The organism is Ensifer sp. LC11 (genome assembly GCF_001695835.1).
In the GTDB taxonomy this organism is placed as follows: Bacteria; Pseudomonadota; Alphaproteobacteria; order Rhizobiales; family Rhizobiaceae; genus Ensifer.
This window is the reverse complement of record NZ_MBSO01000067.1, coordinates 31,302-51,291: the sequence shown is the minus strand read 5'-3', so window position 1 is coordinate 51,291 and position 19,990 is coordinate 31,302. Positions and strand designations below refer to the sequence as shown.

Here is a 19,990-nt window from a genome sequence, read left to right as displayed (position 1 = left end):
AGTCCTCCCAACGCTGCCGGTCTCGATAGGGGCCCCACTTTTCAGGCTTCCGGGGGCGCTTGTCAACCGAGGAGAGGTCGACGTGCTGCGCAATTTCAGCGGGAGTCCTGAGATAAGTGCCAGAGCACCGATCCGGAATGAAACACGATAAAATGATATTTAAATCAAACTATTATGACGACGGCGCCGTTGCGCGGCGGGCCATCGCGCTAGGCTCTCTGTTCCCTGAGGAAGACGATCAGCGAGCGGCCGGCATCTATGATGTGGTCGCGCGTCAGCGCACTGGCGCGCTCGGCGTCGCGGGCAATGCAAGCATCGAGGATCGCCTTGTGCTCGCGGCGTGCGCGGGCAATGCCCGATGTCAGCGTCAGCTGCGCCCTGAGGTAGCGGTCGATGCGGTCGAGCGAGGCGCGGACGATTTGCAGATAGTAGGGTCGGCGCGCGCCCTCATAGAGGCTGTAGTGGAAATTGCGGTTGATCTCGCCCCAGTGGTCGGCGTTCTCTTCTTGCTCGAACGCCTCGCAATGCCGGCGTGCAAGGTCGAGCGTGCGGCGGTCGAGATTGGGCACCGCAAGGCGAATGACCTCGGCCTCGATCAGGGCACGAAACTCGAAGATCTCTTCGATCTCCTCGATGGAGAGGCCGGCGACGACGGCGCCCTTGTAGCGCTCGGTCGTGATCAGGCCGTGCTGTTCGAGACGGGAAAGCGCTTCGCGCACCGGGATGCGGCTGGTGTTGAACATTTGCGCGATGTGGTCCTGTCGCAGGTTCTCGCCCTCGGCGAGATCGCCTTCGATGATCGCCTTGCGCAGCGCTTCATAGACGATATCGGCGGCTGAGGCAGATTGCCTGACGTCCACGGCCTCGAGTTTCATCGTGTTCAAATCCTGCTGGCAAAGCCTTCTGGCTCGGCGAATTCGGAAGCGTTTTGGCGCTGTTGGTCCATGGTCATAGGTCCATTCCGGACCGCGGGCAACAGAACCCTGTGGTCTCGGGCGGGATTTCGAATATTTCAGATTGTATATTGGATCCAATATTTCTATGAGTGTTTTCGCCGGGTTCAGCGCCGTCGCGTATCATCCTGGCAAAAGCGGGAGTACGGCCAATGCGCAGGGCATCGGTCGCCTGAGGTGGCACCCGTCCACCGCTTGGAAGGAGAGAGGCATGCGCAGCAACAAGGTCGTCCACATCGTTTCCTGCCACGCGGAGGGGGAAGTCGGCGACGTCATCGTCGGTGGCGTTGCGCCGCCGCCCGGAAACACGCTCTGGGAACAGCGCCGCTTCATCGCCGAAGACCAGACGCTGCGCAATTTCGTGCTCAACGAGCCGCGCGGCGGTGTCTTCCGCCACATCAACCTGCTCGTGCCGCCGAAGGATCCGCGCGCGACGATGGGCTTCATCATCATGGAACCCGAAGATACGCCGCCGATGTCCGGTTCCAACTCCATCTGCGTTTCGACCGTACTTCTCGACAGCGGCATCGTGCCGATGCAGGAACCGGAAACACGCATGGTGCTCGAAGCACCGGGCGGGCTGGTCAACGTCGTCGCGCAGTGCCGCAACGGCAAGGCCGAGCGCATTACGGTGACCAACGTGCCGTCCTTTGCCGACAAGCTCGATGCCAAGCTCGAAGTCGAGGGGCTGGGCACGCTCACGGTCGACACCGCCTATGGCGGCGACAGCTTCGTCATCACCGACGCGCGCACGCTTGGCTTTTCGGTGACGCCGGACGAGGCGCGCGAGCTTGCCGAAACCGGCATCAAGATTACCCGCGCGGCCAATGAACAGCTCGGTTTCACCCATCCGGAAAACCCCGAGTGGAACCACATTTCCTTCTGCCAGCTCACGCTGCCTGTCGAGGAGAAGGACGGTGTCCTGCACGGCCGCAACACGGTCGTTATCCAGCCGGCCAAGCTCGACCGTTCGCCGACCGGCACCGGCTGCTCGGCACGCATGGCGGTGCTGCATGCGCGCGGCGTGATGAAGGTCGGCCAGCGCTTCAGCGGCCATTCCATCATCGATTCGACGTTTGACTGCCGGATCGCCGGCGAAACCACTGTTGCCGGACGGCCAGCGATCATTCCTGAGATTTCCGGCCGCGCCTGGATCACTGGCACCCATCAGGTGATGCTCGATCCGGCGGATCCGTGGCCGGCCGGCTACCGGCTTGCCGATACTTGGCCGCGCAAGCAGTAAGGCGTCATTATCCGGGCTGCCTTGTGCGGCCCGGACGCTGCGTTTTGGCCGGCTGGCTCAGTCTTCTTTGATGATCCTGGTCGTGCCGACCCAGAGTTCGCGGGCCGGCCCCGCGCCGACATTGCGGGCGCGGTGCGGCAGCGCCGCCGGGAAGTGCAGCGTGTCGCCGGCCTTCAGCAGATACTCCTTGCCGTCGATTTCGTAGAGCATTTCGCCCTCGATCAGGTAGAGAAAGTCCTCGCCTTCGTGGCTCGTCAGTTCCGATGCGTAGCCCTTGGGCATATGGGTGATGCAGCCATTGAGCGTCGCACCCGGGAAGCCACGCTCGATCAGTTCGTAGACGCGCTCCTTGGTCTCGACATTGTATCCTGGCCGCTCACCGGCATGCGAGACCATCGAATGTCCATGCTGCGGCGGCTGCGACAGGAAGGTGTCGACGCTGGTGCCGAGCGCGTTGGCGACGTTGTAAAGCGAGATCAGCGACGGGGTGGAAATGCCGCGCTCGATCTGGCTGATGAAGCCTTCCGTCAAACCGGCTTCGCGCGCAACGTCCTTCATGGTCTTGCCGATTTCCTTGCGGCGCGCGCGCAGCATCTGGCCGAGCGAGGCGGTCGCCACGGCTTCGGGGAGGGAGGCGCCTTCGGCAGCTTGCGGCGCCTCTTTGATCTTCAGGGGCATGATTTTCTTTCCGCTTGACTCACGTCTATCGATGTACTTTAGTCCAGCTAAAGTTGGTTCGGCAAGCCGATCAGATCGGACGCCGGCCTTCTTTCAAAAGGGGAACTACAAGAACGTCTTCACGGCAATCCGTCGGCGGCGAAAAACACTAAGAAAGATTGGATCCAATATCCAATAAACGTGTTCGGCGCGCGATCGATGCTGGCTGCGGTCAAAAGGAGGAGTGAGATGAAACGTATATTGCCTATCATGCTCGGCGCGACGCTTGGGCTGCTTGCGGCCACCTCGGCTTTCGCGATCGAACGCGGCGGTGCGATGACATTCGCACGCTACGACGACTCGACCGTCATCGACCCCGTTTATGCGGACCGCAACCCCGATCTCTGGATGGTGAATGGCCTCTACGAAACGCTGCTGCGCAACGGTCCTGATGGCTCGATCGTGCCGGGCCTTGCCGAGGCCCATGAGGTTTCCGCTGACGGCAAGACCATCACCCTGACACTGAGGAGCGGTCTCAAGTTTTCCGACGACTCGGAGTTGACCGGCGCTGACGTCGTCTTCTCACTCGACAGGGCGCGAAACACCGACCTCGGCCCCTGGGCAGGCCTGCTCGGTGCGGTCGACAAGGTCAGTGCCGACGGCAACAAGATCACCGTTTCGCTGAAGAACCCCGACCCCACCATCATTTCGATCCTTGCGACCTTCAACACCGGCATCATGCCGAAGGCGGCCTTCGAGAAGGCGGCAGGTAGCACGGACCAGGAGAAGGCGCGCGCCTTCTTCGCCGCCGGCCCTGTGACCTCGGGTCCCTTCGTCATGAAGAGCCACGAGCAGGGGTCGAGCATGAGCTTCGAGCGCAATCCCAACTACTGGCGCCAGGGCGAAGACGGCAAGCCGCTGCCTTATCTCGACCGAGTGGAGTTCCTCGTCATTCCCGATGATGCCACCCGTATTCTCAAGCTTCAGGCCGGCGAAGTCGACGCGGCCGAGTTCATTCCGTTTGCCCGCGTCGGCGAGTTGGGCGCCGATCCGAACCTGAAGATGGAGCTCTTCCCCTCGACCCGCATCGTCTACGCGCCGATCAATACGCGCGAGACGAAGAAGGATGGCGCGAAGAATCCGCTTGCCGACGCCAAGGTCCGCCAGGCGCTGAACTACGCGACCGACAAGAACGTGCTGATCAAGCTCGTCACCTTCGACACCGGCAAGCCGATGACCTCGTTGATGTCGGCGGCGACACAGCTTCACTACGGCCCCGCGCCGCTCTACCCGTACGACCCGGAGAAGGCCAGGCAGTTACTGGCTGATGCCGGTCTCAGTGGCGGCTTCGACGTGAACTTCACCACGCTTGCCGGCAGCGCCGACGACGCGACGCTGTTTACGGCCCTTCAGCAGATGTGGGCGCCGCTCGGCGTCAACCTCAAGGTCGAGCAGGTCGACAACCCGACCCGAGGCGAAAAGAACCGCTCCGGCGACTTCGACATCCACACCTATGGCTGGGCAAACGACGTCAACGACCCGGCGCAGGTGACCGGCTGGCTCGGCTACTACAAGCAGCGCCAGGCCGTCGGCACCGGCTGGAACAACCAGGAATTCAACACGCTGTTCGAAGCCTCCAACGTCGAGACCGATCCGGCCAAGCGCAAGGACGAGTACAAGCGCATGCAGGAGATCTATGCGGCGGAAGCGCCGCTGCTCTTCCTGTTCGAGACGCCCTTCGCCGTCGCCGTTTCGAAGTCGATCGAGGGTTACGTGCAGACGCCGCTCGGTGCCAACGACTTCTCTGAAGCCTGGCGCGCCGACTGATAGTGGAGCGGACTGCGAGAACCGGGCGGCAATGGGCCCGGTTCTCCGTTGAAGGTTGGAACCATGCCCTCACTTTCCTATCTCGTGGCGCGGCTGCTGCAGATCATCCCGACGTTTCTGTTGGTGATGATCTTCATCTTCCTGCTCGTGCGCCTTTTGCCGGGCGATCCGGCGATAGCCATGGCCGAGGCCAAGGCGACCGACGCCCAGCTTGAGCAGATCCGGCACAATCTTGGTCTCGATCAGCCGCTGCCGGTGCAATTCCTCGTCTTCGTCAAGAACACGCTGACGGGCGATCTCGGCCGCTCGATCATGCTCAAGGCGCCGGTGACCGACATCATTCTCAGTCGCCTGCCGACGACGATCTTTCTTGCACTCTATTCGGTTGTGCTCGCTGTCTTGCTTGCGGGGCCGCTTGCGTTCCTTGCTGCGTCGCGGGTCAACAGTCCCGTCGACGTCGCTATCCGCGGTGTCTTCCAGGTGGGCCTCTCGATGCCGGTTTTCTATATCGGCCTGGTCCTTTTGACGGTGCTGGCCGCACAACTGCGCTGGTTTCCGGTCGGCGGCTACGGCAAGACCTTTCTTGCCAATCTTTATCACCTGATCCTGCCGGCGCTCAGCGTCGCGCTCTATACGTCGGCGATCATCCTGCGCAATCTGCGCGCCTCGCTGATCGAGGTGCTCGACGCCGATTATGTGCAGTTCGCCCGCGCCAAGGGGCTTTCGCCGCGGATCATCATGACCCGGCACGTGCTGCGCAACGCGCTGGTTTCGACTGTCACGCTGCTCGGCTTGTCGATCGGCAACCTGATGAGCGGCACGCTGGTGACGGAAACTGTCTTTGCCATTCCCGGCGTCGGCCGGCTGATGCTGGAGGCGATCTTTGCCCGCGACTATCCGCTGATCCAGGGACTGACGCTCACCTTCGCCGTGCTCGTCTCCGTCGTCTTCCTGCTGACGGACGTCGTTCAATCCTGGCTCGATCCGAGGCTTCGCCAGTCATGAGTGCCATCACCCAATCCCATTCGCGGACGCGGGGGCGGCTTGCTGGATTCCTGGCACGCGCCTTCGCTCGCCCATCCTTTGTTGTCGGTGTTACCATCCTCGGCCTGTCGCTGGCGCTTGCTCTGTTCCCGCAGGTCTTCGCGCCTTATGATCCACTCGCCTTCGACCTCCAGGCGATGCAGCAGGGGCCGAGCCTCACCCATCCCTTCGGTACCGACAATTTCGGCCGTGACGTGCTGTCTCGGGTCATCTGGGCCTACCGGGTCGACATGCAGATGGCCTTCTTCGCGACGATCTTCGCGCTGTTGATCGGGCTCACTGTCGGCGCTTTCGTGGGCTATTACGGCGGCATTGCCGACGTGATCTTCGGCCGCTGCGTCGATGCGATCATCACCTTTCCCTTTCTGGTCCTGGTCATTGCCATCGTCGCGGTGCTCGGGCCTGGCCTTGTCAACATGTATGTGGCGATCACTGCGGTGAACTGGGTCTACTACGCCCGGCTGACGCGCGCCGAAATCATGACGCAGAAGGCCAGCGACTATGCGGCCGCCGGCCGGGTGCTCGGTTACTCGGATCGTCGCATCATCTTCCGCCACCTGCTGCCGAACGCGATCTCGCCAATCCTCGTCTACTGGATGACGGACATGGCGCTTGCGATCCTGCTCGGCTCTTCGCTCGGCTATCTCGGCCTCGGCGCCCAGCCGCCGGCCGCCGAATGGGGGGTGCTGATCGCCGAAGGCCGCAACTTCCTGATGACGGCCTGGTGGATGAGCCTGATGCCGGGCATCGCCATCGTGCTGACCGGGCTTGGCTTCAGCCTCGTCGGCGATGCGCTTGCCGACTTGCTTCGACCGAAGGGGCGCTGAAATGGGAACACAGGAAAAACCCGTCGTGCTCGACGTCAGGCACCTTCGAACGGAGTTCGGTCCGCGCGAACGGCCACTGGTTGCGGTCGACGATGTCTCGTTCCAGGTTGCGGCGGGCGAGATCCTCGGTCTCGTCGGCGAGTCCGGTTCGGGCAAGAGCATCACGCTTCGTTCGATCCTCGGCATTGTCCGCCCACGCGGGCGCGTTGCTGGTGAAATCCGCTGGAACGGACGGGATCTCGTTACGCTTTCCGAGGCACAGCTCCGGCGCATCCGCGGCCGGGAGATCGCGATGATTTTCCAGGAGCCGATGTCGTCGCTCAATCCGCTGCTGTCAGTCGGGCTGCAGATATCGGAAAACCTGGTGGCGCATACGGATCTCGATGCCAGAGCGAGAAAGGCGCGGGCGATTGAACTCCTCGAGTTGGTCGGCATCCCTGCAGCGCGCAATCGCCTCGATGATTTCCCGCACGAGTTCTCCGGCGGCATGCGCCAGCGGGTGATGATCGCGATCGCGCTTGCCTCCAATCCAAAACTGCTGCTGGCGGACGAGCCAACGACAGCGCTTGATGTCACGATCCAGGACCAGATCCTCAGGCTCATCCAGTCGCTGAGCCGTGATCTCGGCATGGCGGTGATCCTCGTGACCCACGATATGGGCGTCGTCGCCGAGACCTGCGATCGGGTCGCCGTCATGTACGGCGGCAGGATCTGCGAAGTCGGCCCGACGGCGGCCGTCATCGGCGATGCGCGCCACCCCTATTCGCTGGGGTTGCTGCGCTCGATCCCGCGCGACGTCGCGCCACGCACGCCGCTCTATTCCATCCCCGGCGCACCGCCGGCGCTGAATGCGCTTCCGCCTGGCTGCGCTTTCAGCGCGCGCTGTCCGGTTGCCGGTGCCGAATGCCCGAATGTCAGGCCTGCGCTCCAGAGCGTCGACGTGTTGCGGCAGGTTGCCTGTCATCATCTTGCCGACGCGCAAACGCATTTCAGACCGCGGGAGGCGGCGCAATGACCATGCCAGCTTCAGCAAGCACTTCGCCTTTGCTCTCGCTTCGGGCGCTCTCCATGCGTTTCGAGAAGCGGCGCTCGCTCTCCGATACGCTGGCAAGGCGTCCCCAACAGATCGTTTCGGCAGTCAATGGCGTCGACCTTGACGTCATGCCCGGTGAGACGCTGGGCATTGTCGGAGAATCCGGCTGCGGCAAGTCCACGCTGGCACGCCTGATCGCCGGGCTGCACCGGCCGACATCAGGCGATATCCTGTTTGAGGGCGAAAGCGTCGTCGGTCTCCGGGGGGCGCGGCGGCGCGCCTATAACCGGCGGGTCCAGATGATGTTTCAGGACCCCTACACCTCGCTCAACCCGCGCATGACCGTGCGCGACACGCTGCGAGAAGCGATATCGGTGCATCGCATGCGGCAAGGGGCTGCGATTGACCTGCGGGTCGACGAGCTCTTGGATCTCGTCCGGCTGCCCGAGGGGGCGGCGGACAAGTATCCGCACGAATTCTCCGGCGGCCAACGCCAGAGGATCGGCATCGCCCGTGCGCTGTCGCTGGAGCCGACCTGCCTCGTCGCCGACGAACTGGTTTCGGCGCTCGATGTCTCGGTGCAGGCGCAGGTCGTCAACCTTTTGATCGAGCTGCAGGACGAGCTGGGGCTGACGGTGTTGTTTGTCGCCCATGACCTTCGCCTCGTGCGCCACGTCTCGCATCGCGTAGCCGTCATCTATCTCGGCGCGATCGTCGAGATCGGCCCGTCGGAGGCGCTGTTTTCGAAGCCGATGCACCCCTATTCCAAGGGGTTGCTTGCCGCGGCCCCGTCGCTCGACCCGGGCGCCAGACGCCGCGCGCCTGCACTGACCGGCGAGTTGCCGAGCCCGCTCGCCATTCCGCCCGGCTGCCCGTTCCACGTGCGCTGCCCGCACGCAACCGAGCTCTGCCGCCGCGACAAGCCAGTGCTCCGTCCGGTCGGTGCCGGCATGACCGCCTGCCATTTCGCCGAGACCATCGGCGGCGCCTGATCCTCCATTTCAACAGGAAAGACGTGATGACAAAGACAGTGAGGCCGGATATCTCCGGCCGGATCGGCGCCTTGCGCCGCAAGCTCGCCGAGACCGGGGTCGATGGCTACGTCGTGCCGCGTTTCGACGAACACCAGGGTGAATATTGCGCGCCGCACGACAACCGGCTGGCCTTCGTCACCGGTTTTACCGGTTCGGCCGGGGTGGCAATCGTCATGCGCGATCGGGCCGCCATCTTCGTCGACGGCCGCTATCAGGTACAGGTGCGCGACGAGGTTGATCTTGAGACCTTTGCGATCGAGCATTTCTATGACGCGCCGCTGAAGGCGTGGCTGAAGAACAATCTGCGCAAGGGCGAGCGCGTCGGTTTCAACGCCATGCTGCTGCCGTCAACCTGGGACACGGACTGTGGCCGTTCGGTCGAGGCGGCGGGTGGCGTCTGGGCACCTGTCGACGAAGACCTTGTCGATGCGATCTGGACCGACCAGCCGGAAAAGCCGCTCGGCAAGATCATGGCTTTTCCCGTCGCCTATTCCGGCGAAAGCGTCGCCGACAAGAAACGACGTGTCGCCGAGATGTTGGCGCAGCAGGGGGCGGATGTGCTCGTCGAGGCGCAGCCCGACAATGTCGCCTGGTTCCTCAACGTTCGCGGACGCGACGTCGCCTTCAATCCGATGCCGCAATCCTTCCTGCTCTTCGATCGCGCCGGCAAAACCGAATGGCTGGTCGATCATCGCAAGCTGCCGAACGACCTCTCCGATTTCGAGCTCGACGACGTCGCGGTTGCCGAGCCTGGGCAATTGCTCGAGCGCGTCAAGGTGATGGCGGCGGGGCGCACTGTACTGATCGATCCGGGCTTTGCACCATCGGCTACCGCCCATGCGACGCGGGCAGCCGGCGGGACCGTGCAGCTGGCCAGAAGCCCGGTCACGCTTGCCAAAATGCACAAGAACGCGACCGAGCTTGCGGGTTTCCGCGACTGCCACCGCCTCGATGGCGCCGCCTGGATCCGCTTCTTCGCCTGGCTCGAGCGTCATGCCGCCGAACGGGACGCGAGTGGCAGGCCGGTCAGCGAACTGGAGGCGGAAGAGCGCATTCTCGGCTACCGGCAAATGGAGGAGAGCTTTGTCGAGCCGAGCTTCCGATCGATTTCGGCCGCTGACGGCCACGCGGCAATGTGCCACTACGCTGCAACGAACGAGAGCAGTGCACCGATCCGCAGGGGCGGGATCTATCTGCTCGACAGCGGCGGCCAGTATCTGACCGGCACCACCGATGCGACCCGCACGACAGCGCTCGGCCCGGTCAGCGACGAGATCCGTCGCGCCTACACGGCGGTGCTCAAGGGGTTGATCTCCATGGTAACGCTCAAGTTCCCCAAGGGTACCTATGGCCACCAGCTCGACGCCTTCGCCCGCCGCCCCCTCTGGGATCTCGGGCTCGACTACGATCACGGCACCGGCCACGGGGTCGGTCATTTCCTTTCGGTTCATGAACAGCCGCAGCGCTTTGATCGCCGCGTTAATGAGATCGAGTTGGAACCCGGCATGGTGACGACGATCGAACCCGGCTACTACAAGGCCGGCGCCTACGGCATCCGCATCGAGAACCAGGTGGAGGTCGTGGATGACGGCGACGGCTTCCTAAGCTTCCGCAGTCTGACCCTGATTCCGATGGACATGCGCTTGGCCGAGGTCGGTCTGCTGACGCAAGCTGAGCGGCAATGGGTTGATGCCTATCACCGGCGCGTCGCGCAGGAGGTGGACGATTTGCTTGATAGCGAAGCCTTGAGCTGGCTTGCGGAGCGAGCTGCGCCGATCGCAGGCTGATTGGTGCACCAGCCTTCGTCAAGGCGCGGGCGCAGGAGGATGAACGGCAAGACGGCGGTCCGGTGGGCCGCCGTCTTGCATTCTATGGGAAGTGTGGCTGAGGCGTTTCACGCAGCAATTGTGTCGCACCTTTCACTTCGTGTGAGTCCTCTTGCTCAACTGGAGCTATTTGTGATAATTTTCACAAAAGTTGTTCGGGCCTTGCGTTGGTTGCGAACGCCGAGGACACGGAAAGAATATGGTCAGTCGCAAAACAGCCCGCATCATTCAACTTGCCGACGCGTTGTCGGGACGCCGTGTCCTGCATTTGCGCGACGCAGCAGCGCTGCTCGGCGTTTCGGAAATGACCATACGCCGCGACGTCGCCGACAATCCCGGCCAGTTTGCCTTTCTCGGAGGGCATATTGTGCCGGCCGGAGAGATCGAGCCGGATGCGCCCTACGAGCTTGCGCGCGAGGCCGACAGCCATGCGACCGCCAAGCGCGAGGCCTGCGTCCAAGCCGCCCGCCACATTCGCCCGGATGAGACGATCTTCATCGATTGCGGCACGACGCTCGAATATCTCGTTGAGCTCATTCCGGAAAATTATTCAATTACGGCAGTGTGTTATTCGCTGAACGTCGCTGAAAAGCTGACGCGCAAGCCCAATGTCCGGATTGTCATGCTGGGCGGCGTCTATCACCCGTCATCGGCATCCTTCTCCGGCAATTCCGGCCTGGAAACGCTTGACTCGCTCGGCATCAATGTCGCCTTCCTGTCGGCGGCCGGGGTCGATCCGGGCCGCGGCGCGACCTGCGTTCATTTCCACGAAGTCTCGGTCAAGCAGAAGGTCATCTCGCTAGCGCGCGAAAGCCACCTCGTCGTCGATCTCAGCAAGATCGGCAAGCTGAAACCGGCTTTTTTTGCCCCGATCGGCGTTTTCCGCTCTATCATAACGGAAGAGGGTGAGACGCAGCTGCCGAGCCTGTAGCCGCGGCCGGCGCAAAAATATTACCAATTCGTCAAAACGTGAGAGGTTCGCTTGACACCCTCAGTATTTGATGGAATAGTCACAAAAATTCGATAGAAAAATAACAAAATTGAGATCTCGGCGGCCGCGCCCGCGTGTGGCTGGCTGCGACAGGGAGTTCAAGGAGCCATCGCTTGGAAGACCTAGCTGTGAAGTCAGGCGCGTCGAAAGCCGCGCAATCGCCGGCGGCGGGCCACAATTGGCCGCGCAATGACGGCATCGATCTCGATCTCGGCTGGGTGCTGGACCAGCGCGTCAACCTGTCTGCCGCCGAGCGTCGCGTCGCGACGCTTCCCGGCCGCCGGACGGTGAAGAAGGACGCGCAGGCCGCCTGGCTCTTGAAGGCCGTCACCTGCATCGATCTTACGACCCTCAACGGCGACGATACGACGGAGCGCGTCAAGCGGCTCTGTGCCAAGGCGCGCCAGCCGGTGCGCCAGGATCTGCTCGATGCGCTCGGCATGGGCGGTCGCGGCATCACGACGGGCGCTGTTTGCGTCTATCATCGTTTTGTTTCGACCGCCGTCGAAGCGCTTGATGGTTCGGGCATTCCGGTCGCCGCCGTCTCCACCGGCTTTCCGGCCGGCCTCATCCCGCATGACGTGAAGCTGCGCGAGATCGAAGCCTCGGTCGCTGATGGCGCCAAGGAAATCGACATCGTCATCACCCGCGAGCATGTGCTGACCGGCAACTGGCCGGCGCTCTATGACGAGATGCGCGACTTCCGTGCCGCCTGCGGCGACGCCCATGTGAAGGCGATCCTCGCGACCGGCGACCTGAAGACGCTGCGCAACGTCGCGCGCGCTTCGCTCGTCTGCATGATGGCCGGCGCCGATTTCATCAAGACCTCCACCGGCAAGGAAGGCGTCAATGCCACGCTGCTGGTGACGCTTGTCATGCTGCGCATGATCCGCGCCTATCAGGAGCAGACGGGCCTCAAGGTTGGCTACAAGCCGGCCGGCGGCATCTCGGCTGCCAAGGACATCCTCAACTACCAGTTCCTGATGAAGGACGAACTCGGCCGGGAATGGCTTGAACCGGATCTCTTCCGCATCGGCGCATCGAGCCTGCTCGCCGATATCGAACGTCAGCTCGAACATCACGTGACCGGCGCCTACTCGGCCCTCAACCGACACCCGATTGGATGATCCCGATGACTGTCGCAAGGTATTTTGACGAAATGTCCTATGGTCCCGCGCCCGAAGCCGACACCGAAGCCCGCCAGTGGCTGGCGCGTCACAAGGGCGAATTCGGCCACTTCATCAACGGCGCCTTCGTCGCGTCCGCTTCCGGCAAGACCTTCGAGACCAACGAGCCGGCAACCGGCAAGCTGCTCGCAAAGATCGCGCTTGGCGGCTCCAAGGATGTGGACGATGCCGTTGCCGCCGCCCGCAAGGCGCAAGTCGCCTGGGCGAAGCTGCCGGGCCATGCTCGCGCGCGCCATCTCTATGCACTCGCCCGTATGATCCAGCGCCATGCGCGTCTGATTGCGGTCGTCGAGGCGATCGACAACGGCAAGCCGATCCGCGAAACCCGCGACATCGACATCCCGCTCGCCGCCCGCCACTTCTATCATCACGCCGGCTGGGCGCAGTTGCAGGAAGCTGAGTTTGCCGATCAGGTGCCGGTCGGCGTCGTCGGTCAGGTCATTCCCTGGAACTTCCCGTTCCTGATGCTCGCCTGGAAGGTCGCGCCGGCGCTCGCGCTCGGCAACACGGTCATCCTGAAGCCCGCTGAATTCACGCCGCTGACGGCGCTGCTCTTTGCCGAACTCGCCGCCGCTGCCGGTCTGCCGGCCGGTGTGTTGAACGTCGTGACCGGCGAGGGCGAAACGGGTGCGCTGATCGTCGAACATTCCGACATCGACAAGATCGCCTTTACCGGCTCGACCGAAGTCGGCCGTCTCATTCGCGAGCGCACGGCCGGGTCAGGCAAGTCGCTGACGTTGGAACTCGGCGGCAAGTCGCCTTTCATCGTTTTTGATGACGCTGATATCGACGGGGCCGTTGAAGGCGTGGTCGACGCGATCTGGTTCAACCAGGGCCAGGTCTGCTGCGCCGGTTCACGTATTCTCGTGCAGGAAGGTGTGGCACCGCTGTTCTACGAGCGGCTGAAGCGCCGCATGCAGACGCTGCGCGTCGGCCACCCGCTCGACAAGGCCATCGACATGGCGGCGATCGTCGCCCCGGTGCAGTTGCAGCGGATCGAAAGCCTCGTCGCCAAGGGTGTCGCCGAAGGTGCAGCCTTGCACCAGCCGTCGATCGAATTGCCGAAGGGTGGCAGCTTCTATCCGCCGACGCTTCTGACCGGCGTACAGCCGACCTCGATCGTCGCCACCGAGGAAATCTTCGGGCCGGTCGCCGTCTCGATGACCTTCCGCACCCCGGAAGAGGCGATCCAGCTTGCCAACCACACGCGCTACGGCCTTGCCGCCAGCGTCTGGAGCGAGACCATCGGCCTGGCACTGCACGTTGCGGCAAAGCTCGCCGCTGGCGTCGTCTGGGTCAATGCCACCAATCTTTTCGATGCTTCTGCCGGTTTCGGCGGCAAGCGCGAGTCCGGTTTCGGCCGCGAGGGTGGTCGCGAGGGGTGCTACGAATATCTGAAGCCGAAGGCATGGCTCGGCCGCAAGCCGCGTCCGGCGGTCGCCGAGCCGGCGGTGAAACCCGTCGCGGGCGACTTCGCCATGCCTGATGTCGACCGCACCGCCAAGCTCTATATCGGCGGCAAGCAGGCGCGGCCGGACGGCAATTACAATCGCAACGTACTTTCGCCCAAGGGCAGGGTGCTTGGCGAGGTTGGCGAGGGCAACCGCAAGGACGTCCGCAACGCCGTCGTTGCGGCGCAGGCGGCATCCGCATGGTCCTCGGCAACGACGCACAACCACGCGCAGATCCTTTATTACATCGCCGAAAACCTGAGTGGCCGTGCGGACGAATTCGCCGACCGCATTTCGGCCATGACAGGTGCCTCTGCGGCCAGCGCCAAGGCGGAGGTCGAAGCCTCGATTGCGCGGCTCTTTACCTATGGCGCCTGGGCCGACAAATACGAAGGCGCCATCCACCAGCCGCCGCTTCGCGGCGTCGCGCTGGCGATCCCCGAGGCGATCGGTGTCGTCGGCGTGATCTGCCCGCCGGAAGCCCCACTGCTCGGCATGATCAGCCTGGTCGCGCCGCTGATCGCCACCGGCAACCGCGTCGTCGTCGTGCCGAGCGAGCCGCATCCGCTGGCTGCGACCGACTTCTACACGGTCCTGGAAACATCGGACGTTCCGGCCGGCGTGGTCAATATCGTCACCGGTTCGGCGATCGAGCTGGCAAAGACGCTCGCGAGCCATAATGACGTGGACGCGCTCTGGGCCTTCGGTACGCCTGAACTTTCGACGCTCGTCGAGAAGCTTTCGTCCGGCAATCTGAAGCGCACCTTCGTCGACTACGGCAAGGCGACGAACTGGCTGGACCGCGACGCGGCGGAGGGCCCGGCCTATCTGCGCCGCGCGACCGACGTCAAGAACATCTGGATCCCCTACGGCGAGTAGGGGGTCGACCCATCACGCGGGGCGGGAGGAGCCGGCTCGCGTGACGGAGGAAGTCAACAGTTAGGGAGACGCGCTCACCCCAAGGGGAGCGCATTGCGCGCGGTGGCAATCGTCGCGTGTCTGGAGGAGGACTGCATGCTCAAAAATATTGACCCGGCGCTCAATGCCGACGTGCTGCACGCGCTGAGGTCCATGGGGCACGGCGACACGGTCGTCATTTCCGACACCAATTTCCCGTCTGACGCCATTGCCCGCAAGACGACGCTCGGCACGCTCCTGCGCATCGACAACGTGTCGGCCGCGCGTGCCGTCGAGGCGGTGCTTTCCGTGCTGCCGCTCGACACGCCGCTGCAGCCTTCTGCCGGCCGCATGGAGGTGATGGGCGCACCCGATGAAGTCCTGCCGGTGCAGAAGGAAGTCCAGGCGGTGATCGATCGCGCCGAAGGCAAGTCTGCACCGTTGTACGGCATCGAACGCTTCGCCTTCTACGAGGAAGCCAAGAAGGCCTATTGCGTCATCACCACGGGCGAAACCCGCTTCTACGGCTGCTTCCTGTTCACCAAGGGCGTCATTCCGCCCAAGACCTGACGATCCGGCTGCGCGGGTTCGCGTGGCGTCCGATTGACTGATTGAAATCGCGAGAGATTGCCTGGGCACACCGTTTCACACCGGTGCGGTCGCAGGGGGAGGCTTGAATGAAGGTTGGTGTTTCGATCCTTGGCATCTTCGTGGCCGACACGGCCTATCTGGCGCGGCGCATGCCGGTTGTCGGTGAAACGATTACCGGCAGCGGCTTTTCGGTGGGGCCGGGCGGCAAGGGCTCCAACCAGGCCGTCGCCGCGGCGCGCGCCGGCAGTCCGGTGTCCTTCATCTCCAAGCTCGGCCGCGACACCTTTGGCGAGATGGCGCTGCGCACCTATGCCGAAGCCGGCGTGACGCCGACGATCGTGCAGATGGACGATCTGCCGACGGGTGCTGCCTTCATCTATGTCAACGACCAGAACGGCGAAAACGCCATCATCGTCTATCCGGGCGCCGCCGGTTCGATCGGCATCGACGATGTCGAGGCCGCCCGCGAGACGATCGAGGGCTCACGCATCTTCGTGACCCAGCTGGAGCAGCCGGTTGCGGCGGCCCAGCGCGCGCTTGAGATCGCGCATTCAGCGGGCGTCATCACGGTCTTCAATCCGGCACCGGCTGAAACTTTCCCGGACGCGATCTATGCGCTCTGCGACTATCTGGTGCCGAACGAAACCGAAGCGGCGGCGATCGTCGGCTTCGCTCTTTCCTCCGAGGATGACATCCGTCGCGCCGGCGACGTGATCCTGAAGAAGGGCGCCAAGACCGCGCTGATCACGCTCGGTGAACGCGGTGTGCTCTACCACAATCACGAGCAGTCCGTGCTCGTTCCGGCGATCGCCAGCGGACCGGTGGTCGACACAACAGGGGCAGGGGACGCGTTTGTCGGCGGCTTCTCCGCCGCACTGGCGCGCAACCTTGCTCCGGTCGACGCGGTCCGCTTCGGCTGCGCAACCGCCGGCATCGCCGTCACTCGCCGTGGTACCGCTCCCGCCATGCCGACCCTTGCCGAGATCGAAGCGCTGCTTGCCAGAGGGGCGGCCGCATGACGCGCAACGATCCGATCAAGCATTTCTTCATCTGGCCGGCGCTCCTTATCGTCCTTCTGATCTCGATCTTTCCGCTCGTCTATTCGCTGACGACCAGCTTCATGAGCATGCGGCTCGTGCCGCCGACGCCCGCCCGCTTCGTCGGCCTCGGCAATTACATCGACCTTTTGCAGAACCCGCGCTTCTGGCACGTCGCCGGGACGACGACGCTGATCGCCTTCATCTCCGTCGGGCTGCAATACGTCATCGGCCTTTCCGTGGCGCTGGCACTGAATTCAAAGGTGCCGGGCGAGGGAATCTTCCGCGTCAGTTTCCTGCTGCCGATGCTGGTCGCGCCGGTTGCCGTCGCGCTGATCGCCCGCCAGGTGCTCAACCCGACGATGGGCCCGCTCAACGAGCTGATGACGGCGCTCGGATTTCCCAACCTGCCGTTCCTCACCCAGACGAGCTGGGCGCTCGGCTCGATCATTGCAGTCGAGGTCTGGCAATGGACACCTTTCGTCATCCTCATGCTGCTCGCAGGATTGCAGACCCTGCCGGACGATGTCTACGAGGCGGCCGCGCTCGAAAACGCCACGCCCTGGCAGCAGTTCCGCGACATCACCTTTCCGATGCTCTTGCCGATCTCTGTCGCCGTCGTCTTCATCCGCCTGATCGAGAGCTACAAGATCATCGATACGGTCTTCGTCATGACCGGCGGCGGGCCGGGGATCTCGACCGAGACGCTAACGCTCTTTGCCTATCAGGAAGGCTTCAAGAAGTTCAATCTCGGCTACACCTCGGCGCTTTCGTTCCTGTTCCTGATCGTCATCACCGTCATCGGCCTCGTCTATCTGGCGGTCCTCAAGCCCTATCTGGAGAAGCACAAATGAGCGTGCGCACTCTCAAGGGAAAACGGCGCTGGCTGGCGCTTGGTGGTTGCCTCATCTGGCTCGCCATCACCTTCTTTCCGCTCTACTGGGTGCTGATCACCTCGTTCAAGACGCCGATCGCCGTCGTCGGCGGCCCGACCTATCTGCCTTTCGTTGACTTCGAGCCGAGTCTTACGGCCTGGAGCGAACTTCTGTCGGGCCAGCGCGGCCAGTTCTTCAATACCTTCTGGGCATCGACGATCATCGGTCTTTCGGCATCGATCGCCGCGACGTTCATAGGCGCAATGGCAGCCTATGCGTTGGTGCGCTTCACCTTCCGCTTCCGACTGCTCTCTGCGCTGATCTTCGTGGCGATCGCCTTCGGCGGCTTCCTTCTCGGCCGGCATGTGCTCGGCTTCGGGCAGGGGATCTCGTTGATCTACTCTTTCGTCGCAGCGCTCGCCCTTGCGATCGTTTCCAGTCGTTTCCGTCTGCCCGGACCGGAGCTCGGCAACAACGACATCGTCTTCTGGTTCGTCAGCCAGCGCATGTTCCCGCCGATCGTCGCCGCCTTCGCGCTCTTCCTGATGTACACGGAAATGGGCAAGCTCGGCTTCAAGCTGGTCGACAGCTACATCGGTCTCACCTTCGCCTACATCGCCTTCTCGCTGCCGATCGTCATCTGGCTGATGCGCGACTTCTTCGAGGCATTGCCGGTCGAGGTCGAGGAAGCGGCGATGGTCGACAACGTGCCGTCGTGGCGGATCTTCTTCGGTATCGTCCTGCCGATGTCGAAGCCGGGCCTGATCGCCACCTTCATGATCACCCTCGCCTTCGTCTGGAACGAGTTCCTGTTCGCGCTGTTCCTGACCAATTCCAAGTGGCAGACGCTGCCGATTCTCGTCGCCGGCCAAAACAGCCAGCGCGGCGACGAATGGTGGGCGATTTCGGCTGCCGCTCTCGTTGCCATCATCCCGATGATGGTCATGGCCGGGCTTTTGAGCCGGCTCATGCGCTCCGGCCTGCTTCTCGGAGCGATCAAGTAACAACCGACTTTGGCATGCATTCATTCACAGGGAGGATAGAATGAGGAAATTGCTACTGGCATCTGCATCTCTTGCCACACTCGCGATGGGGAGCGCGGGAACGGCGCTTGCCTGCGATCCGGACTACACCGGCGTCGAACTGACGGCGACGACACAGACCGGCCCTTACATCGCCTCGGCGCTGCAGCTTGCGGCCAAAGGCTGGGAGGAAAAGACCTGCGGCAAGGTCAAGGTCGTCGAGTTCCCGTGGTCGGAACTCTACCCGAAGATCGTGACCTCGCTGACATCCGGCGAAGACGCTTTCGACGTCATCGCCTTTGCGCCTGCCTGGGCGCCTGACTTCACCGACTTCCTGTCGGAAATGCCGGCCGACTTGCGCAAGGGCGCCGACTGGGACGACGTCGCCCCTGTCTACCGCGAACAACTGATGGTCTGGAACGGCAAGGTGCTGTCGCAGACCATGGACGGCGACGCCCACACCTACAGCTACCGCATCGATCTCTTCGAAAACGCCGACAACCAGAAGGCGTTCAAGGCGAAGTACGGCTACGACCTGGCGCCGCCGAAGACCTGGAAGCAGTATCTCGATATCGCCGAGTACTTCAACCAGCCCTCGAACAACCTCTGGGGCACGGCGGAAGCCTTCCGCCGCGGCGGCCAGCAATTCTGGTTCCTGTTCAGCCACGTTGCCGGCTATACCAGCCACCCGGACAACCCCGGCGCCATGTTCTTCAATCCGGAGACGATGGACGCGCAGGTCAACAATCCCGGCTGGGTTCGCGGCCTGGAGGAATACATCCGCGCCTCCAAGCTCGCGCCGCCGAATGCGCTGAACTTCTCCTTCGGCGAAGTGAACGCAGCCTTTGCCGGTGGCCAGGTGGCGGAATCGATCGGCTGGGGCGATACCGGCGTCATCGGTGCTGATCCGAAGCAGTCGAAGGTCGCCGGCAATGTCGGCTCGGCGCCGCTGCCGGGATCGGACGAGATCTGGAACTACAAGACCAAGAAATGGGACAAGTTCGACCACGTCGTCCAGACCTCGTTCATGGCCTTCGGCGGCTGGCAGGCGGCGGTTCCCGCCACCTCGACGAAGCAGGAAGCGGCCTGGAACTATATCCAGTTCCTGACGAGCCCGGCCGTTTCCGGCCAGGCGGCGATCACCGGCGGCACCGGGGTCAACCCCTATCGCATCTCGCACACGACGAACGTCGATCTCTGGTCGAAGATCTTCTCCGAGCGTGAAGCGAAGGAGTATCTCGGTGCGCAGAAGGAGGCGGTGACCGCCAAGAACATCGCGCTCGACATGCGCCTGCCCGGCTACTTCTCCTACACCGAAGTGCTGGAGATCGAGCTTTCCAAGGCACTTGCCGGCGAAGTGACGCCGCAGCAGGCGCTCGATAGCGTTGCCGAGCAGTGGAACAAGCTGACCGACGAGTTCGGCCGCGACAAGCAGCTTGCCGCCTATCGCGCATCGATGGGGCTGCCGCAGCAGTAACGAGACCCCCGCCCGCCC

The 19,990-nt window shown here is 63.2% G+C and carries 17 protein-coding genes; 15 read left to right on the top strand and 2 right to left on the bottom strand.

Translation table 11 applies throughout. From position 1 onward, the window contains the following. Window positions 1-209: 209 nt before the first annotated feature. On the bottom strand, window positions 210-875 hold the full coding sequence (locus BBX50_RS27070) for a GntR family transcriptional regulator (protein ID WP_065778378.1): 666 nt from the start codon (window positions 873-875) through the stop codon (window positions 210-212). A gap of 289 nt (window positions 876-1,164) precedes the next feature. Here BBX50_RS27070 and BBX50_RS27065 point away from each other — a divergent pair, with 289 nt between their 5' ends. After that, complete coding sequence (locus BBX50_RS27065; protein ID WP_065778377.1) at window positions 1,165-2,196, top strand: proline racemase family protein; 1,032 nt, start codon at window positions 1,165-1,167, stop codon at window positions 2,194-2,196. 57 nt (window positions 2,197-2,253) lie between these two features. Here BBX50_RS27065 and BBX50_RS27060 read toward each other — a convergent pair whose 3' ends face one another. After that, window positions 2,254-2,874 carry a cupin domain-containing protein gene (locus BBX50_RS27060; RefSeq protein WP_083213831.1) on the bottom strand — a complete coding sequence of 207 codons (621 nt, stop codon included), beginning with the start codon at window positions 2,872-2,874 and terminating at the stop codon, window positions 2,254-2,256. Window positions 2,875-3,102: 228 nt separating this feature from the next. Here BBX50_RS27060 and BBX50_RS27055 point away from each other — a divergent pair, with 228 nt between their 5' ends. The 14 genes from BBX50_RS27055 to BBX50_RS26990 all read left to right on the top strand — a co-directional run bounded on the left by BBX50_RS27055 (window position 3,103) and on the right by BBX50_RS26990 (window position 19,972). After that, complete coding sequence (locus BBX50_RS27055; RefSeq protein ID WP_065778376.1) at window positions 3,103-4,680, top strand: ABC transporter substrate-binding protein; 1,578 nt, start codon at window positions 3,103-3,105, stop codon at window positions 4,678-4,680. Between the two features lie 63 nt (window positions 4,681-4,743). Continuing rightward, window positions 4,744-5,685 carry an ABC transporter permease gene (locus tag BBX50_RS27050; RefSeq protein WP_065778375.1) on the top strand — a complete coding sequence of 314 codons (942 nt, stop codon included), beginning with the start codon at window positions 4,744-4,746 and terminating at the stop codon, window positions 5,683-5,685. After that, window positions 5,682-6,551 carry an ABC transporter permease gene (locus BBX50_RS27045; protein ID WP_083213830.1) on the top strand — a complete coding sequence of 290 codons (870 nt, stop codon included), beginning with the start codon at window positions 5,682-5,684 and terminating at the stop codon, window positions 6,549-6,551. Before BBX50_RS27050 ends, BBX50_RS27045 begins: the two co-directional genes overlap by 4 nt. A gap of 1 nt (window position 6,552) precedes the next feature. Further along, on the top strand, window positions 6,553-7,566 hold the full coding sequence (locus BBX50_RS27040) for an ABC transporter ATP-binding protein (RefSeq protein WP_065778374.1): 1,014 nt from the start codon (window positions 6,553-6,555) through the stop codon (window positions 7,564-7,566). After that, on the top strand, window positions 7,563-8,576 hold the full coding sequence (locus tag BBX50_RS27035) for an oligopeptide/dipeptide ABC transporter ATP-binding protein (RefSeq protein ID WP_065778373.1): 1,014 nt from the start codon (window positions 7,563-7,565) through the stop codon (window positions 8,574-8,576). The genes BBX50_RS27040 and BBX50_RS27035 overlap by 4 nt, the downstream gene beginning before the upstream one ends. A gap of 26 nt (window positions 8,577-8,602) precedes the next feature. Next, window positions 8,603-10,405 (top strand): aminopeptidase P family protein, encoded by a 1,803-nt coding sequence (locus BBX50_RS27030; RefSeq protein WP_065778372.1) that lies wholly within the window; start codon window positions 8,603-8,605, stop codon window positions 10,403-10,405. 238 nt (window positions 10,406-10,643) lie between these two features. Further along, window positions 10,644-11,375 carry a DeoR family transcriptional regulator gene (locus BBX50_RS27025; RefSeq protein WP_065778371.1) on the top strand — a complete coding sequence of 244 codons (732 nt, stop codon included), beginning with the start codon at window positions 10,644-10,646 and terminating at the stop codon, window positions 11,373-11,375. A gap of 173 nt (window positions 11,376-11,548) precedes the next feature. Continuing rightward, window positions 11,549-12,562 (top strand): deoxyribose-phosphate aldolase, encoded by a 1,014-nt coding sequence (deoC, locus tag BBX50_RS27020; RefSeq protein ID WP_065778370.1) that lies wholly within the window; start codon window positions 11,549-11,551, stop codon window positions 12,560-12,562. 5 nt (window positions 12,563-12,567) lie between these two features. Beyond that, the gene (locus tag BBX50_RS27015; RefSeq protein ID WP_065778369.1) at window positions 12,568-14,952 is read left to right on the top strand and encodes an aldehyde dehydrogenase family protein; all 2,385 of its coding nucleotides are present in this window, start codon (window positions 12,568-12,570) and stop codon (window positions 14,950-14,952) included. A gap of 135 nt (window positions 14,953-15,087) precedes the next feature. Further along, on the top strand, window positions 15,088-15,540 hold the full coding sequence (locus tag BBX50_RS27010; RefSeq protein ID WP_065778368.1) for an RbsD/FucU family protein: 453 nt from the start codon (window positions 15,088-15,090) through the stop codon (window positions 15,538-15,540). A gap of 107 nt (window positions 15,541-15,647) precedes the next feature. Beyond that, window positions 15,648-16,580 (top strand): ribokinase, encoded by a 933-nt coding sequence (gene rbsK / locus BBX50_RS27005; protein ID WP_065778367.1) that lies wholly within the window; start codon window positions 15,648-15,650, stop codon window positions 16,578-16,580. After that, window positions 16,577-17,452 (top strand): sugar ABC transporter permease, encoded by an 876-nt coding sequence (locus BBX50_RS27000; protein WP_065778366.1) that lies wholly within the window; start codon window positions 16,577-16,579, stop codon window positions 17,450-17,452. The genes rbsK and BBX50_RS27000 overlap by 4 nt, the downstream gene beginning before the upstream one ends. After that, a complete protein-coding gene (locus BBX50_RS26995; RefSeq protein WP_065778365.1) occupies window positions 17,449-18,477 on the top strand; it encodes a carbohydrate ABC transporter permease in 1,029 nt (342 codons plus the stop codon). Before BBX50_RS27000 ends, BBX50_RS26995 begins: the two co-directional genes overlap by 4 nt. 40 nt (window positions 18,478-18,517) lie before the next feature. Then, entirely contained in the window at window positions 18,518-19,972 is a 1,455-nt protein-coding gene (locus tag BBX50_RS26990) for an extracellular solute-binding protein (RefSeq protein WP_065778364.1), read from the top strand. Window positions 19,973-19,990: the final 18 nt, after the last annotated feature.